The sequence below is a fragment of the Ruminococcus sp. genome, from assembly GCF_024691275.1.
In the GTDB taxonomy this organism is placed as follows: Bacteria; Bacillota; Clostridia; order Oscillospirales; family Ruminococcaceae; genus Ruminococcus.
Genome location: NZ_JAILNU010000034.1, coordinates 1 through 17489, shown reverse-complemented (window position 1 = coordinate 17489; position 17489 = coordinate 1). Strand labels below are relative to the sequence as shown.

Below are 17489 nucleotides of genomic sequence, written 5' to 3'. Positions count from 1 at the left end.
TAAAGAACGAGGAAAAGATATGGTATCATACTATCTAATACCTTGTACATATCTTTGTAAACATTCTATTGAGCTCATGCTTAAAAGATGTCTATTAGCCAAAGGAATTACAGAGTTTAAAGGACATAGCGTAAAGAAACTCTGGGAAAAACTTGATGAAAAGCAATTACCTCACTATCTAGAATTATCATCTTTTATTGATGAAGTCGAACAGATTGATAGTAATGAAATGGCATTAAGATACGGCCTTGACAACGGTTTTAAATTGCTTCCATCAGATTTATACTATGATATAGATAAAATCATAGCAAATGCTATGTTCCTATTTAATATAGTTGATGAACATATTATTTGGAAGTATAGATAAAGCTTTTCTTTTGTGGAGTAAAACATATAACATTAAGTGCGATCAATGACATAGAGACAGACGTAATTTGTGAAAAAACAGGAGGTCTGTATGAGTATATCTTCAAGAAAACAAATAAACGATATCTTGCAAGACTATTATGAAACAGAGCAAGAATTTTTAGCTCAAATATGGAATCCAAAGGTAAGACAATGGTCACCCAATAAACAAGCCATATACAATAATGGAGTTGTCATTGGCAAATATCTTGAACATGATTATACTATATTAAGCTTTTGTTCAGAAGACATTACAGATAAAGCACTTCAAACTGAAATCAAGCAATATCTGGAACAGAGTATTTCATCTTATGCGCATAAGCAATATCTTGATATTATGGATACCATGAATCTAGAATCTGATAAGAAAATGCTTTATGAACTTTTACAGGAAAGTGTAGATACTTGGATAGAAAGGTATTGTGGATGGTTTGATTATAGTATTGACAATTTATGTTCTCAGCATAAAAGAGCCCTCGTATTCCTTTATTATTCACTAAGGAACTATAGTTTTATTAAAAATCATCCTTTATCAGATGAGACTGACATTTTGGATTTGTTATTTAAGGGCTTTGATGATAAACAAAGTCAATATTCTAAATATGGACTAGTTCAGTTAGACGATAATCGCGAACTAATGACACTTAGCCCTCCTCGAATCTACGACAGAAGCATAGATAGAACCCTACTTATAAAGAATATTCCTGTTTACTTGTTAGATGTGTTTGATAAAATGCGCTCAAATGGAATGATTAAAGACCTTTCACTAAGATTATACAATGAGAAAGGCTGGCAAGGAAGAGTACATTTAGACTACATTGCAGAAGCTGTAGAACGAGGACAGATATTTGATCTTGTTAACCTGAAAAACTATTCCGTAACAAAGCTATACTCTACAGAATATGAGGATTGTCTATGGATAACAATCGATTCACAAAACATGACTTTTGAAGAACTATGTAAAGATTTTAGAATTTACAATGACTCTATTGTAACACAAGTTGTTCATCTACAATACCTGATCGAAAACAATCAGTTTTATATAACACATCTAGATCATGAATACATATTCTATACAATTGAAGAATATGAAAATAGACAGCAAGATTCATCTCAAAAAGGAACAGCACGCCCTCGACTTAAATCCTTCAAGATTGATCACTCAAAAATACCATTTGATTTTAGATGTGAAAATAAAAGAAAAGACGAAAACGGTAATGATCTTCCTGTGGAGTCTGAACAATTTTTATGCTACGTATTAGAATGCTACTTTGAGCATAAAGAATTGTTGCGAGAGTATTTTGAGAATGTATTAAAAGGTGAATAACAACTCATTTCCAACGATCGTTAAACTTTCAATTTTATTATTTAGCTTCTTATTATGGCAATTGTTATTCTACATGGAACGAAAAAATGTTAGGATAGGTGAAAAATGAGTGTAGATATACTTGTATTTGATAAAAGCAAAGCTCCGACAGAGCCGATGGAATTCTTGAAATGGTTCTACAAAAAGAGTCAATGGACTTCGGACAGAGACTATAATGACATCAAAGGGACATCACAGCCTCTTGTTGATTTCTTTATGGAATTTGTTAAGGAGTATCCTTCAATGAACGGAGAGTTTGCTCCTACTGATGAGGAATTTGAAAATGATCCCGAACTTGAAAGCAAGCTGATTGACTACACAATAGATAACGACCTGATATATATGGGAATCGCATACTCGGTGTCGGACGAGACTTTTGATAAGATCGAAGAATTAGCCTATAAGCACGGACTTGGCTACTATGATATGTTCAATGTTCATCTTGACAGAGAAACTGTAATAAAGATACCACAGATAAGTCGTGATGGACTGAATAGACCTGACAACGAAAAGAATAAAGGCTTTTTATCAAAGTTGTTTGGCATAAAAAGATAAATGTTATGCAAAACAAGGCAATAACTGGACAGCTTACTATAATAATGATACGAAACTAAACTTTGCGGAAATAATGTACACCAGCCGTGAGGGGCGTGAGCAGTATGACTATGAGATTTCTAAGGATATTTACACCCGTCTCGGTACATTCAGCGATGCTGTCGACAACGAGAGACTTATCAAGACTGCCAAGAGTATATACTCTTTTGAGCACACGATGTATGGGACTCTTGAACCCGAGAGAACTGTCTGGGATAAAGAAGCTATGCAGTCAGAACAAACGACGGCATCTTACTGCAGAAAAACTGTTTAAGGGAAAACATTGAACCATTTGTGAGTCTACAGCAAGAGCACTAGATGATATGAACTCAATTATCAATTGATAACAATTCTAAGAAATTTGTGACTATTAATTAAAGTTCTGGAGGTATGAAATGTCGAAAATCTTTCTACAATATGCTTGGATTAAAGAATATCGAGGTATTAAGGATATTGAAATTAATTTTTCAGAAAAGTTTACTATTTCTTATGATAAAATGAAAAGATTAACTCTATCTGCTGGTTCACCGTTATATATTGATGGTTTTTTTGAATCTAATATAGATATAAATGCAATAGTTGGGAAAAATGGTAGTGGAAAAACATCTATTATTCATTTCTTATTTGATTTGTTTAATAACCATATTGATTCTGAATTTATAATTGTATTTTATGAGTATGATAAAGATCAATTTGATATATATTATTCAGACATTCTTTCTTTGTGTTTTGAGGAATTTGCAATATTTGATAAGAATTTAGGAAAAATTAAAAAAAACTTTCATTCAGAAAAAGTACATAAGAGTACTAGTGGGGTATATGAATTCGTCTCAAAAAACAATAATTCTGTAAGAGAACCACTGCTTTATTCCGAAAAACCTAATGAAAAAATAAAAGCTATTTACTATTCAGAAGTATATGATTATTCTCATTACAGCAGTTATAATGATAAAATATATGACATATCTCCTGCCTATATGCTTAGCAAATATAAACAATATCTTCATAGTTCGATTGAAAATGGTGATCCCTATACATTATTGCAAAATGAAATAGTACAGGAACAGTTGTTTTTTCTCAAAGACAATTTTGAGGATATAAAAGAATTTGGAATTGATTTTTCACATGATTGCTTTCTTTATGTCAAAGCAAGTAATACTTTTAAAGAATTTGTGGATTCTTTTAAAAAAAGTGTAATGGAAGCTGAAGAAGGAAAACGTGAAAGTAAAAAGAAATCTGATTATTATGATAATTGTATTAAACTGGAAAAAGAAATAAACGTTGATTTATTATTTGATAGTTTCTTTTCTTTTAAATATGAGAGTAAAACGGACAATTTTATAAAATCAATTTTAAAAGCTACGCTTAGAAATTTTATTGAAGAGTTTAGAGAATGTTATGTTTTATTGTTTAATCCAAGCCATGATAAAGAAATAGGATTTGCTTTTATAAGGCTTATTCAATCAGTAATTGATAATAGTTCTGTTGATACAATTTTTGACATGATAAAAAGAATGAAATCCTTTTTTAATGACTTTGAAGTTTTTAAAACCAAATATAAAATCGGCAAAATGATACCACAAAATGCTGATTTATTGAATACTGGGAATTATTTAGCTTTTATAATTTTTTTGGAAACATTCTTAAATAAAGAAGAACTTAGTAGTTTAGTTATAGATTCAAATAATATAAAACTAAAAATAATTAATGATACAGATAGTGATGTTATAACTGCATTGAATTTTTATAATTATTATTCTAAGATTAATTCCTTTTCTAATTTTCTTTTCTTTGATTATGGCCTTTCATCAGGCGAAATGGCTTTGCTGAATATGTATTCAAGATTATACTATGTAATAAAGCAAAGAATTAAAAAAAGTGAAAATATATTGATTGAAAATATATTGATATTTATTGATGAGGTTGATATGCTTTTACATCCTGAATGGCAAAGAAAGTATATTAAGTCCGTACTAGCTTTTTTTAAAAAGACTTTTCCTGATATTTATTTTCAAATAGTAATAGCAACACATTCTCCTATTATGCTTTCTGATATTCCAAAACAAAATGTGTTGTTTTTGAAGAAAGAAGATGATGGAATAATAAAGGATAATGGATGTAATACATTTGCCTCAAATATTTTTCAGTTGTTCAGAGAGGGATTCTTTATCGGTGATACGGGTATAGGTGTTTATGCTGAGCAAAAGCTGAAAGAAATAGTTGATCATATACATAATAAAGACAAAGATGATAATGAGATTAATAAGCTTATTGCAGCAGTGGGAGATACGTTTCTGAGAAATAAGCTGAATGAAGAATACCTCCTATATCGTTCACAAAAGAATGACACCGAAAAGATACAGGCTGAAAGAATAGCAAAGCTTGAATCTGCTAATACAGAATTGCTTAAACAGCAGAGGCTGGATCATGAAGAAAAAGCAAATCATAAAAAAGAAGCTGAGAAGATATTGAAAAAACTTGATGATCTGAATTATAATGAAGATAATACTATGGAAGTAACAGAAACAAAGAAAAAGCCGATGGATGATCTTGCTGATGTAATTCGTGAATTTATGCAGCGTTTTATAGATTAAGAGGGTAGGTATGATACGGATTAAAAATAGAATTGACAATATGACAGTAGATGATTATTATGAGAGCATAATTAAAAGATTCAGGAATGAAATCATAACACCTAAAAGTATAGCTGTTAATATAAATGCAGATGATTTTGACGTTGAGTTCCTTCCAAATGTCAATAAGCAATATACCATTTCTTTCAAGAAATTGATTACTGGAACCCGTGAAGAAGTTATGTTAGTTGATGGAATGGATTTGTATATGGATATCTGTCGATTGCATTATTGCTCTAAATCCAGCAATGGTAATAATATCACAGAAAGCAAATTCCTTGAAAGACTTTATCGCTCATTTCCGGGTGAGATAAGCAGATCGTATGATGTTTCATCAAAAGAGTATGAATACACTATGGGTGCAAACAGCAGTTCAACACAGTGTAAATCCAAACCGACAGTTGCTGATTTTAATAATGTTATTGATTATGTCAAAACAAAATTAGAGAATAAAAATTTCGCCCTTTTTTCTGAGTACAGAAAAAAGTCATGGAATGAGCTAAATAAGAATAATCATAATAAAGCTCTAAGCACTATACCTGCAAATATGACATTTGAAGAATTAAAAATATTTCTGAAAATATTATTTGAGGAAACCACGGAATTGCTTAATGCAGATATAAAAAAACGCAATGGGAAGTTTAAAAACGGATTATTTATTGATTACGATCATGTTAGTGATGGGCAGCGACATAAGCTTATGGATTCGCTTAATATAAAAAACTGCCCTTATTGTAATCGTCAGTATATTACGTCATATATTAAAGAAAAGAAAAATAATACAACAGCCGACCTGGATCACTATTACCAGAAAGCATTATTTCCATTATTTTCTATGTCAGTGTTTAACTTCATACCATCATGCCACGTTTGTAATTCTCTGATGAAAGGTGATAAATACAGTGAAACTCTGTATCCTTTCGAAGATTCTGCCGAGGATGATATTAAATTTAAAATTATACCGAAGACCGGCAGTGAGAAGAAAGATATTGTTGATATATGGCTTGGCAAAGGAAGGAAATCATTCCCTGAAATAAAAAAAATAAGTGAACTGAATGTAATTAATCTTATAAAAGGCAAAGATGATACAAAAAAGACAGACGACGATAGGTATAGAGAAAAACTGATAGATAATGAAATCGAACTGTTTCATCTGAAAGAAATATACAAGAACCATCTTGATCAGGCTGTTAACGTTCTGCTAATAATGAGAATATATCTTGAAGAGTATTTTTATACAAGAAATATAAATTCGATTTGTAAAAATATTGGTATAACATCTGTAAAGAACGGAACATCAATCACCAAAGAGGAGATACGCAGTTTTCTGCTTGGATTGGTAATAGATGGACAGGGTGAGATGGATAAACCTCTTGCAAAAATGATCAGTGATATATATAATAATGAAGTGAAGAATATTTCTTCAAATTCTAAATTTGAAGTTAATAGTGTAGAAGAAAAAATATTGAAACTAAACATTCAGGATGCTATTGATTTATTAAGGAATAGCCCTTTATCTGAGAAAGATATTATTGATCTTATAGCAAAGAAGTTTGAGGTCGCTGTTGAGGTTGTAAAAAAGAACTACGATGAATACTATGGCGACTAAAGAATTAGTGAAAAAACACCACTTTTACAATTTTGGTAAATCCCGTTATTACTAAATAATATTTTTGCAAAGAAAAAATCATACTACTTTAACCACCTGTCATCAGTGGCATTACTTCACAATGCCAGAATACCAGCTTACAGTCCGCGAAGGGATCTGTCTCGACAGTATGCTGGAAATTTTCTAAATAAAAATGCATTATTCTCTTGACAAATTCAGACTAATGTGTTATAATAATTGTGTTTTAAAAAAGAATTAATTTCGTTTGACTTGATGACGTTTTCGGAGAGTGCGAAAAATAGCGAATTATCGTGTGTCATCTTTTTAGTCATGGACTGACATATTAGCACCCCAATTTTGATACAATCAAAGTTGGGGTGCATTATTCTACCTAAATGTAGATAATACGCAGTTTTTGAGGGCAATAAGAAACGGTAGGGAATAGGATAGAGCGTTATACGCCCCTAAAAACAGTCAAAATGGGGCAAAAATGAGTAGACTGCCCTCAAAAGTCAACGATTACCCAAGCTATCGTTGATTTTAGCGAAAAATCGAAAATCATTTAGGGTGCATTTTGAGCTATTTTTGGGGTTATCGTTGACTTTTGTAACGAAACTCGGAAAAGGCTGTAAATAGCCACTTTAAGATGTACAAAGCCTGTGGAGTACTATCAGATAGTATGTAGCTCCACGGGCTTTTATGATTATTATTTCAAGATCAATGACATGATCAGGGAAAGCACAGCGGCAATGACCGGATAGCCGACCAGCGTGATCACCCATTTACCGATCAGGGTTTTGCCGTAGATGTAGGGCATCAGGTCTTCTGTTCCTGGAATAATCCATGCTTTCGTCTTTCCGACCCAGTACCAGTCGATGAACAGTCTGTCGAATAGTCCTTCCATCAGCAGAATGACGCATACCGGTCAGGGCTTCATCTGCGTACACGCCGCAGAACAGCCATTCGGGATTGCTTTGTATTAAAGAATTGTAGTAGCTGACCTGCGCCGACAGGGAATGCAGCATCGCATCCTTGCCGCTGGATACTCTGGCATAAGCCGCCGTTCTCAGCAGCTTTACTTTCTGTGCATTGGGGAACTGAACCCTCTCTACGATTCGTTCTTTTTTCTCCACACAGCACCACCTCCTTCGCTTACCATGTTACCGTCTATCGAGCCACAAGTCAACGATTTTACGCAGATTTCAGCGATATATGCTGCACGAAGATACGCCGTATTTCTGTGCCATCATTGTATCAATTCTGGTATACTCTTTCTTGCTGATAAGAGACTGTTTCAGCAAAGATCGTACCCACGACATAACCATCTGATAACGGAACATCTTATCATACAATTCACTTTTTGTCATGATAGACCTCCTTCGATTTGCCGTAACAGGTACGGGAACAGTAAATTCGGTGCTTAGATTTATAGCCATATTCTTTCTCCTTTATCAGTCAGTTGTTGCTGCGGCTGTACTGCCGCCCTTGGTGCTGCTTGTCGAACGAGTACCGGTGCTGTTGTTGGTGGTCGCCGCAGTCGGGATATAGACGGCGCTGTACCAGTTGTTGTAGGTGGTCTCATCTGTGCTTTCACAGGTCTTGGACTTCACCAGACCGGAAGGCAGCGCAGAAGCCTTCAGCGACAGCGTTTCGGTCTTGACCTCCTTGCTCTCCTCAGTGGTCTGACCTTCTGTTGCCGGGCGGCTTGCCGAGCAGCAGTACAGCACATGACGGATGTGATTTTTGTCTCCGTCAAACTCAAAGAGCAGTGCGAACTGCGATGTTTCCGCATCGTTGCGCTCAACCAGAACGCCCTTGCTGTCGAGCTGTTCACCGAGGATAGCTTTTCAAGGTCAATCGGTAGATTGCCCCTGTCGTAGATATGCTCCGGGATCCATGCGACTGCACTGCCGACCCACTGGTCGAGTCTAAGCTGACGGAATACATTTTCTTCAGCAGGATTTGTCAGCGCCTCACTGTGCGCATCACGGACACGGTCAATGGTGATCGTATGCCCGAGAGACGGATTTGCCTTGTACCACGATTCCTCGGCGTTCCAGTCATCGTCATCATTCAGTCCGTAGATCACTGGATAGAAGGAAGGGTCGATGCGTCTGCCGTCCAGAATATCTTTTGCTTTGGTGTGGTATTCGTATGAGGAGATCAGCACCAAAATATTCTCCATCTATATGCGGTATATCTCTCCGGAGGATATCCATGTGTATTCTATCGATGAGTGCTTTATCGATGCGACCGGATACCTGAGTACCTACCACATGACGGCACATGAGCTGGCTATGACGATGATCCGGGAGGTACTGTATGAGACCGGAATTACGGCGACTGCCGGTATCGGTACGAACCTCTACCTTGCCAAGGTTGCAATGGATATCGTTGCAAAGCACGTTCCTGCTGATAAAGACGGTGTAAGAATCGCAGAACTGAATGAGCAGACCTACAGGGAGCTGCTCTGGTGTCATACACCGCTGACGGACTTCTGGGGCTTCGGAGCAGGTACGGCAAAGCGTGTAGCGGAGCTGAACTGCTTTACAATGGGCGATATCGCCCGTCTCAGCAGAACCAATGAGGACGCACTTTACAAGGCTCTCGGTGTCAAGGCTGAGATCGTGATAGACCACGCATGGGGCTGGGAGCCCACTGAGCTTGCAACGATAAAGTCCTACAGACCGTCCACAAACTCACTGTCTTCTGGTCAGGTGCTGAAAGAGCCGTATACTGCAGAACTTGCGCGGCTGATCGTCCGTGAGATGACGGAGCTGCTCGTACTGGATCTGGTACGAAAGTATGGTTATGAAATACTACGGCAATAGTCCGCTTACAAGTTGATAAACCAATAGGCTCTGTGAGAGTGATTATTATCGTTTCTCACAGAGCCTTATTTTATCTTCTGACGATCTTCAAAGTCCTGAAATTGAACATACGATTCTTGTAGTCATCCACTTTGTAGGAGCCTGTAACTGAACCACGCTGAACCACAGGAACACCCTCACCGATAAGCTGTTCACGCTGAAGCTCTTTTGATCCCGCATAATATTCACCAAGAACGCCGATTTTAGAAACTACCCGCCAATAAGGAATTCGATTACCTTTTGTGTCCATTTTAGGTAACGGACTGTCGGGTTGTCCCTGCACCTGCTGATTGTAGATTCTGCTAAGAAGTTCATAGATATGCTCCCAGCAAGTTACACTGCCTGCTGGAACTTTTGTGACAAGCTGTGCATACATATCGGGAGAAATCTGACCACCAATTGTCAACGGAAGCACTACGATTGTTTCGACATCGTTAATACCGCTGGGATCATCGTATAAAAGAGCGCTTTTTGCCCATTTCATGAAAGCATCAGTCTCTTCAGCTGAAAAATGTCTGTCGCCTATGGTCATGCCGCCATCCGATAAATAATCGTTCATCGGAGCAGTACTGTTTAGTGCAGTACTGAACGGAAGACCCTGCATTCTTACGGTAGCTTTGAAGAACATCCGCACTGCAGTGGGGATGTCAATGCCGAGACTGTCGAAAATCTCTGCCGCTTGCTCTTTCAGCTCTTGATCTACTCTAACCTGAATAATAGTCTGATCTGCCATGATAATACACTCCTTTGCATATTTAAATTATGATAACATGAATATTATCATTATATTGTATGCGTTTGTATGGTGTTACAACTACATTATAGCAGAATAGAAGGCTTCATGTCAATAGAAATGCGATAATTTACTTTTTAGACGAAAAAGTGCGGATCGTGTATTGAAAAAATCAGCGGATTGTGGTATAATGGAAAGTGGATTAGTATACGCAAAGGAGGCAGCTATGCAAGAAAACATTTTGACTCACAAGCTATCTGATAAGCAAATTGAAGCCGTAAACGCTATCGATGAAGATGTCGAAATCATAGCGTGCGCCGGCGCGGGAAAGACCGGCGTTGTTACACGCCGCATCATTAATATTCTGAAAAGCAAGCCCGAAGTACATCCTGAAAACATTGTTGCTTTCACCTTCACAAAGAAGGCTGCTGAGGAGCTGAAAAGTCGTATCTATTCTATGGGACAGGCTGTCCTCGGAAATACGCAGGGCTTTGCAAATATGTATATCGGCACGATTCACGGATTTTGCTTGCAAATGCTACAAGAATTCCTGCCGGAGTTTCAGTCGTTTTCCGTTCTGGATGAAATACATACAAAGCTATTTGTCGAGCGTTACTATGAAGATATCGGCATGACAGACCTCGAATTGCAAAAATATACCGAAACCGATTTGTTTGTGCGTGTCATGAGTATGCTCAATGAGAACTGGTATGACTCCGACAAATGGAGCAAGGAAGTTCAGACAGCATTTGAGAAATACAAGAAAAAGCTGTATGCAGAGAAGTATTTTGACTACTCGCTGATTCTGCGTGAAATGGTGCAGCAGCTTGAAAGCAATCTTGTTTTTCAGGGTATCATTGCCGAAAGGGTTAAATACCTCACTGTGGACGAGTATCAGGATACCAATCCCGTGCAGGAGAAGCTCGTGCGCCTGCTCAAAGACCTGGGCGCAAATATCTGCGTGGTTGGTGATGACGATCAGACGATTTATCAATTTCGCGGCAGCGATTCCAATAATATTCTGACGTTCATGCAGAGGTACAACATCCAGAAATACATTGTTCTGGATACCGACTATCGCAGCACAAGCGGCATCGTCAGCGTTGCTCAAAACGTCATCCTGAACAACTCCCATCGCCTGCCAAAGAAAATGGAATCCGGCTGCAGCACTGTCTATGATGATGGCGACATTGTTTTCAAGGAGACAATGCTCCCCGAAGATGAATACGAGTTCATCGCTGAGAATATTGACAAGCTGCATGATATCGGCGTGCCGTATTCGGAGATGGCGATCCTGCTCCGCAAGCGGAAGATTGGTCCCGACATTGCCGAAACGCTCTCTTCACATAACATTCCTTTTATTATAGAGGGTGTAAACGAGCTTCTGTACACACCGGAATGCAAAGCGGCAAAGGGTATCTTTGAGTATCTGAATGGTGATATTGACTCAACGGAGCTGTTCAAACGCTGGCTTGCCGTAGATTATCCCTTTAACAAGAAAGAAGTCGCTGACGCTTTACAAATGCTCATGACAACCGATGTTGCAAAGATGAAGTATTACACAGAGCTGAATCTTCAGCAGATATACCACGATTTCCTTAAGGGCATCTCACTTGTTGAGGATGGCAGACCAGAAACAGAGATCATCCTCTACAACCTCGGCAAATTCAGTCAGGTCATCGGTGACTACGAAGTTATTAATTTCACGTTGAAGCCGAAATCAAAGATATACGGATTCTGTGCATTCCTAAAATATACCGCCGGAGACTACTATCCGGAGGGCTATCTTGACAATTCCTATACAAAGCCGGATGCTGTCTCTATCATGACCGTTCATCAGTCGAAAGGTCTGGAATATGCGGCGGTGTTTATCCCCGGACTGAACAAAAACTACTTCCCGGCACAGCGTGTCGGCGGCAAGGGTGTGTGGCACGTCATTCAGCGCAACTGGATCACAGGATCAAGCCGCTTTGATGGCAATCTGGAGGACGAGCGCAAGCTGTTCTATGTTGCCGTCACCAGAGCGAAGAAGTATCTGTTCATATCCAGAGCGAAAGAAACCCGCGATAAAACCATCTCGACATTTTTCGTAGAGGCACAGGACTCGCCATGTATGCTGCCGTATGACAGATCGGTCGTGTACGATCCGAAGCATCTGCCGGAACTGCGGCAGAGCAAGATGCCCCTCACGCTCAATTTCTCGCTCCTGCAGGACTACTTTGAATGTCCCTATCGCTTCAAACTGTCTATGTTCTACGGTTTCCAGCAGCCGTTCTCAGAACTGATGGGATACGGTAATGCGCTGCATGACATCGTGCGCAACATCAACCTTGCGGCAATCAACGGCACGCCGATCACGGATGACTTTATCAAGCAGACATTCGATCAGGTGTTCTATCTGCCGTATGCGAAACAGGTACAGTTTGAGCGAATGCTTGAAAGCGCAAAGCGCAGCATCAAGAAGTATGTCGAGCATAATGCCGACCGATTCAGCGAGATACGCCTTGCCGAGTCACAGATTGAGATTGATCTCGGTGACGGCGTTACAGTGAACGGACGCATCGACATGGTGCGTGAGGAAACTGTTGACGGTCAGCCAAAGACGGTGATCGTTGACTTCAAAACAGCAAACAAGCGAGTGCTGGAAGCAATCAACAGCCAGCAGCTCAAAATATATGCGCTCGGTTATCAGCGGCTGACAGGTGCAACGGCAAATTTCATGGAGATCTATCATCTCGACTCGGAGAACACTGCCAGAGAGCCGGTCACCGATGCCACGATAGCAGGCGTAGAAACGGAAATCAAACAGGCGGCTGACAGCATCCGGCGGAACAATCTGCCGAGGCGGTGCAGCAAGGAGAACTGCTCCAAGTGTCGGCTCGGACACTTGTGCTTGAGTAAGACGGAACAACGAAAATACACTTAATGGTGACTATATGGCCAATGATAAAAAACCAACAACAGATGAACACTTTGTACCAAGAATGCATCTGCGTCGCTTTTCTGAGAGAAAGCTAAATAAAGGAAAGTTTAAAGACCTAATATGGGCATATAATCTGACTGAAATGAAGCAGCTTCCTGATCAAATTCGTATTGAAAGTATCTGCTTTGAGAAACACCTTTACGAATTTAAGGATGAAGAAAGCAACTTCATTTATAGGAACAGCGTAGAAAATGCTCTGTCTCGTTATGAAATAGAGTTTTCAAACACTATCGGTCAAGTATTGAGGAATGCCGAGAATGATAAGAATCTTCACACGAGATGCTTTCTATCCTCAAAAGAAAAAGCACTATTAACGGCATTTATGACATTGCAAATTTTACGATATCCATTTGTATTGTCCAGTGCCGAAGACCTACTCAATGAAATGTTTCCCGATCAATTAAAAGCAAATGAGGCTAGAAATGTTGCTGTATGGAACTGCTTAGATGCTTTTATTGATGGGAAGTTTGATGTTGAGAGAAACAGCATATTCTGGCGGATTGCAAACTGGTTTGAGGATATGGCGTTTATTATTGGGCGTTCCAAAGAACCTGTTTTCTTCACAGCAGATCGACCGATTTTCCTTTTCCATAGTGAACGGGATACGATTGATTTTAGTATGGATCGACCAGAAAAAGTCATCTTTCCGCTCTCACCAACTATGGTGTTGTACATGATACCAAACAGTGAAGAAACACGCAGAAAGCGCAATGTTCTTATGGATTTACCCGATGAATTTATACGAGAGGTTCAGTGGAGTATAGCTCAATGCGCTAAAGATTGGATTTACTCTCGTTATCCAATTACAGAAGAGCAGCTTCAACTCATAAAAGACGCGAGAAGAATAGATAAATAGGAGGATACACATGGCAAACCTGTCACAACAGAAGAGAGAGCGGATGCTCGCCTTTCTCGAAACGCTGAAAACGCAGCACACGGACGATGATTCCCTGATTGCGCTCGGCGAGATTGAAAAGGAGCTGAAGGCAAAGAAGTACGGTCTTGTGTGGGAAGAACACGAGGAAGCTGTTGATGTGATGATGCAGACACATATTCCGGTGTTCACGGCAGATGACAGCATGGAAATCAACGGCGATCCCAACAGTGAGCAGTATAACTTTCTGCTGGAGGGTGACAACCTGCACTCCTTGCGTCTGCTTGAAAAGACACACAGAGGCAAGATTGATGTGATCTATATCGATCCGCCGTATAATACGGGCAAGAAGGATGATTTCACGTATGATGACCAGTCTGTAGACAGTAATGATACTTTTATCCATAGTAAATGGCTTTCATTTATCAGTGCAAGACTGCGTATTGCCAGAAAATTAATATCCTCACGTGGAGTAATTGCCATCAGTATTGGCTATCAAGAAGTTCATGATTTGGTGATGCTATGTAATGAACTATTTGATTATCGTCAGGTTGTATGTGTTACTGTTCAAACCTCTGGCGGCAAACCTAATGGTGGCTTTAACTATATGCAGGAATACATTGTTTTTGTAACTCCCGCTGATTTTGTTCCGAATGAGTCCTCAGACTCACAAACCGAATACTCCTCACCCTATCATGCCATGACACTGGCAAACTTTGATCAGGTACAGCGTCCAAATCAAGCTTATCCTATTTTTGTGGATAGCAATGGGCATATTGTAGGTTGCGGAAAATCATTAGCCGAAAAAATCAAAGCAGGAGAATATCAGGGCGAAAAGTCTGATTATATTTTCGATTACTCCGTTGCACCGGAAGGAACTTTTGCAGTATATCCTGTTACCAAGAAAGGCGATCCCTGTGTCTGGCGCTTAATATCGCCTCGTCTACTCGAAAACTGGAAAAAAGGATATATCAAGGTTACACCACAGAAACCTACCGAAAAGAATCAAAACCGGTTCAACATCCAGTTTTTAGCAGATGGTATTGTCAAGAAAATTGAAGCGGGTGAGTTCCAGACACGAAAAACCGATGATTCTACACCAACACTTGAAATCATAGGCTTCAAGACGGCAGGCGCAAATATCCCCACAATATGGCTTGATAAAAAATACTACACTACAAAAGGCAGTAATACTATAACTGAGATCGTTGGGCGAAATGCCTTTTCATACCCCAAACCCGTAGAGTTGATATACGATATTCTTCAGCGTGTTTGTACCACTGACTCAATCATTCTCGACTTCTTCGCTGGTTCCGGTACCACAGGTCAGGCTGTGATGGAGTTGAATCAGCAGGACGGAGGACAGCGCAAGTTTATCCTCTGCACCAATAATGAAAACGGCATCTGCGAAAATGTTACGTATCAGCGTCTGAAAACCGTCATCACCGGCAAGCGGCAGGACGGCAGCGAGTATTCTGAAGGTATCCCCGCAAATCTCATGTACTTCCGTACCGACTTCGTAGAGAAGGAGTCGGAGGAGCTTTCCGAGAACCTCTTAGAGCATATCCGTGAAATGATCCAGCTTGAACACGGTGTCAAGATTGATGACCGGAAGTATGTCATCATCATGACCGATGAGGAGATGGATGCTTTCGAGCAGAACATCGAGAACTATCCCGATCTCCGTGCAGTGTTCATCAATCAGGATGTATTCCTCTCATCCTCGCAAGAGGCGCTGCTTGACAAGATCGACTCCTACATCATTCCGGATTACTACTTTGACTTTGAACTGAGGGAGGCAGGCGAAATATGGTAAACGGCATCGAAAACTACGAATTTCAGGAAAACTGTGTCGATTTCCTCTACAATAAAACAACTGCCTCTGGCACAAAACAGATCGTAACCGTCAAAGCACCGACCGGAGCAGGCAAGACCGTCATTCTGGTGAAGTATGTTGATGCATATCTGAAGAACACAGACGGCAAGACTGCGTTCGTCTGGCTTTGCCCCGGCAAGGGTAATCTGGAGGAGCAGAGCAAGGATCGCATGGACTCGCTTGCACCGCACATCGACACCCGTTCGCTCCCATACTCCATGCTCTGCGGTTTCGAGGGCAGGAGTGTTACCTTCATCAACTGGGAGCTGGTAACCCGCAAGAAGAACAACGCCCTCAAGGACGGCGAAAGGAAAAACCTCTTCGAGAAAATTGAAGAGGCACACAACGACGGTATAAAGTTCATTGTCATTATTGATGAGGAGCATGAGAACAATACCTCAAAGGCAAATGATATCATCGAAGCGTTCAAGCCCGTACATATCATTCGTGTGTCCGCTACACCAATCAAGGTGCCGCATCAGGAATTCTACGAAATTCCGGAAGAAGAGGTCATCGATGCCGGACTTATCACACGGGCAATCTATGTCAATGAGGGTGTGGAAGACTCAGAGCGTATTTCCGATGACTATGACATTCTGCTCAAATTGGCAGATATGAAGCGTCAGGAGATACTCGGAGCATATGATTCTATCGATGTCGATATCCGTCCGCTGGTGCTGATTCAGTTTCCGGTCGGGCAGCCTGAGACTATCAAAGCTGTTGAGGACAAGCTCGCATCAATGGGCTACACCTACGATAACGGCATGGTCAACATCTGGATGAGCGATCAGAAGGTTATCAGCGAAGACCTCACCGCGCCCAACGGCGCACCTGCGTTCCTGCTCATGAAACAGGCGGTTGCTACCGGCTGGGACTGCCCACGCGCCAAGATCCTCGTCAAGCTGCGTGAAGGCGGCAGTGAGCGTTTCCAGATCCAGACCATCGGCAGAATCCGCCGTATGCCGGAACGCAAGCACTATCTTTTCCCCGGCGTTCTCGATCTGTGCTTCATTTATACACTCGACACTGAATACAAGAACGACCTGTTGACTGCACTCGACAAGGCATATCAGGTTAGAAAGCTGTTCCTGAAACCGGAAGTGCGGGATTTCTCTCTCACCAAAGAAATGCGTAACCACGATGTCGATAGTGATATCGGTGAGCGTGAGATGATGAGAAAGGTATATGAGCATTTCAAGGAAAAATATCACCTCGGTTCCAGGACAACAGATAACCAACTCGCTCTCGAATCAGCGGGATACAGCTTCTCACACGAGATCGACAGTCAGGTTCTCCGCGGTGAGTTCAGGACAGCATCCGATCTGGCAAATGCCGGCTCATCGAAAAAAGTTGAGATCAAGACGAAAATCAACACGCATACACACGGTATTTACCTCATGCGTGCCGTTGAGGATATCAAGACGATCACATCCATTCCAGCTCAGAGAGCAAGAAAGATTCTGAACCGTCTCTTCCTCAGAGGGAAAAAGACGAAGTTCAAGCTGATTTCACTGGATACAAGTGATTTCTATGCTTTCATCATCAA

General features: G+C 40.1%; 14 protein-coding genes and 2 pseudogenes. 11 read left to right on the top strand and 5 right to left on the bottom strand.

What is annotated here, in order from left to right:
• From K6G33_RS04305 to K6G33_RS04280, 6 genes are all read left to right on the top strand, one after another.
• The coding region (locus K6G33_RS04305) for a HEPN domain-containing protein (RefSeq protein WP_296776657.1) at positions 1–367 on the top strand (367 nt) is incomplete at its 5' end.
• Between the two features lie 90 nt (positions 368–457).
• Positions 458–1732, top strand: coding sequence for a hypothetical protein (locus K6G33_RS04300; protein WP_296776654.1), 1275 nt, complete (start codon positions 458–460; stop codon positions 1730–1732).
• A 105-nt stretch (positions 1733–1837) separates the two neighbouring features.
• Positions 1838–2326 carry a hypothetical protein gene (locus tag K6G33_RS04295; RefSeq protein ID WP_296776651.1) on the top strand — a complete coding sequence of 163 codons (489 nt, stop codon included), beginning with the start codon at positions 1838–1840 and terminating at the stop codon, positions 2324–2326.
• A 73-nt stretch (positions 2327–2399) separates the two neighbouring features.
• Positions 2400–2639 (top strand): hypothetical protein, encoded by a 240-nt coding sequence (locus K6G33_RS04290; protein ID WP_296776648.1) that lies wholly within the window; start codon positions 2400–2402, stop codon positions 2637–2639.
• A 121-nt stretch (positions 2640–2760) separates the two neighbouring features.
• A complete protein-coding gene (locus tag K6G33_RS04285) occupies positions 2761–4959 on the top strand; it encodes an AAA family ATPase (RefSeq protein WP_296776646.1) in 2199 nt (732 codons plus the stop codon).
• Positions 4960–4969: 10 nt separating this feature from the next.
• Positions 4970–6607, top strand: a complete 1638-nt coding sequence (locus K6G33_RS04280; protein ID WP_296776643.1) for a hypothetical protein — start codon at positions 4970–4972, stop codon at positions 6605–6607.
• A 782-nt stretch (positions 6608–7389) separates the two neighbouring features.
• Here the strand turns inward: K6G33_RS04280 and K6G33_RS15240 are convergent.
• The 4 genes and pseudogenes from K6G33_RS15240 to K6G33_RS04260 form a co-directional block, all read right to left on the bottom strand.
• The gene (locus tag K6G33_RS15240) at positions 7390–7740 is read right to left on the bottom strand and encodes a hypothetical protein (protein WP_367270466.1); all 351 of its coding nucleotides are present in this window, start codon (positions 7738–7740) and stop codon (positions 7390–7392) included.
• Positions 7741–7809: 69 nt separating this feature from the next.
• Positions 7810–8043: an SHOCT domain-containing protein gene (locus tag K6G33_RS04270; RefSeq protein WP_296776641.1), complete on the bottom strand. Its 234-nt coding sequence runs from the start codon at positions 8041–8043 to the stop codon at positions 7810–7812.
• Between the two features lie 15 nt (positions 8044–8058).
• The gene (locus tag K6G33_RS04265) at positions 8059–8415 is read right to left on the bottom strand and encodes a major tail protein (protein ID WP_367270467.1); all 357 of its coding nucleotides are present in this window, start codon (positions 8413–8415) and stop codon (positions 8059–8061) included.
• Positions 8416–8519: 104 nt separating this feature from the next.
• Positions 8520–8792 (bottom strand): annotated as a pseudogene (locus K6G33_RS04260) (terminase large subunit); the annotation flags it as partial.
• On the opposite strand from K6G33_RS04260, the pseudogene K6G33_RS04255 reads away from it, so the two are divergent.
• Positions 8761–9411 (top strand): annotated as a pseudogene (locus K6G33_RS04255) (DNA methylase); the annotation flags it as partial. The pseudogenes K6G33_RS04260 and K6G33_RS04255 sit on opposite strands and share 32 nt — an antisense overlap.
• A gap of 97 nt (positions 9412–9508) precedes the next feature.
• On the opposite strand, the gene K6G33_RS04250 reads toward K6G33_RS04255, so the two are convergent.
• Positions 9509–10210, bottom strand: coding sequence for a type II toxin-antitoxin system RelB/DinJ family antitoxin (locus tag K6G33_RS04250; RefSeq protein ID WP_296776638.1), 702 nt, complete (start codon positions 10208–10210; stop codon positions 9509–9511).
• Between the two features lie 226 nt (positions 10211–10436).
• Between K6G33_RS04250 and K6G33_RS04245 the strand changes: the two genes are divergently transcribed.
• The 4 genes from K6G33_RS04245 to K6G33_RS04230 all read left to right on the top strand — a co-directional run.
• Complete coding sequence (locus tag K6G33_RS04245; protein ID WP_296776636.1) at positions 10437–13136, top strand: ATP-dependent DNA helicase; 2700 nt, start codon at positions 10437–10439, stop codon at positions 13134–13136.
• 10 nt (positions 13137–13146) lie between these two features.
• Positions 13147–14049: a DUF4238 domain-containing protein gene (locus tag K6G33_RS04240; protein WP_296776634.1), complete on the top strand. Its 903-nt coding sequence runs from the start codon at positions 13147–13149 to the stop codon at positions 14047–14049.
• A 10-nt stretch (positions 14050–14059) separates the two neighbouring features.
• A complete protein-coding gene (locus K6G33_RS04235) occupies positions 14060–15883 on the top strand; it encodes a site-specific DNA-methyltransferase (RefSeq protein ID WP_296776632.1) in 1824 nt (607 codons plus the stop codon).
• A partial coding sequence (locus K6G33_RS04230) for a DEAD/DEAH box helicase family protein (protein ID WP_296776629.1) occupies positions 15877–17489 on the top strand: 1613 nt, incomplete at its 3' end. The genes K6G33_RS04235 and K6G33_RS04230, both read left to right, overlap by 7 nt.

Excerpts from the sequence above, each read along its gene's own strand:
- K6G33_RS04300 (WP_296776654.1), top strand. The coding sequence starts at position 458 with ATGAGTATATCTTCAAGAAAACAAATAAACGATATCTTGCAAGACTAT.
- K6G33_RS04295 (WP_296776651.1), top strand. The coding sequence starts at position 1,838 with ATGAGTGTAGATATACTTGTATTTGATAAAAGCAAAGCTCCGACAGAG.
- K6G33_RS04290 (WP_296776648.1), top strand. The coding sequence starts at position 2,400 with ATGTACACCAGCCGTGAGGGGCGTGAGCAGTATGACTATGAGATTTCT.
- K6G33_RS04285 (WP_296776646.1), top strand. The coding sequence starts at position 2,761 with ATGTCGAAAATCTTTCTACAATATGCTTGGATTAAAGAATATCGAGGT.
- K6G33_RS04280 (WP_296776643.1), top strand. The coding sequence starts at position 4,970 with ATGATACGGATTAAAAATAGAATTGACAATATGACAGTAGATGATTAT.
- K6G33_RS04270 (WP_296776641.1), bottom strand. The coding sequence starts at position 8,043 with ATGGCTATAAATCTAAGCACCGAATTTACTGTTCCCGTACCTGTTACG.
- K6G33_RS04250 (WP_296776638.1), bottom strand. The coding sequence starts at position 10,210 with ATGGCAGATCAGACTATTATTCAGGTTAGAGTAGATCAAGAGCTGAAA.
- K6G33_RS04245 (WP_296776636.1), top strand. The coding sequence starts at position 10,437 with ATGCAAGAAAACATTTTGACTCACAAGCTATCTGATAAGCAAATTGAA.
- K6G33_RS04240 (WP_296776634.1), top strand. The coding sequence starts at position 13,147 with ATGGCCAATGATAAAAAACCAACAACAGATGAACACTTTGTACCAAGA.
- K6G33_RS04235 (WP_296776632.1), top strand. The coding sequence starts at position 14,060 with ATGGCAAACCTGTCACAACAGAAGAGAGAGCGGATGCTCGCCTTTCTC.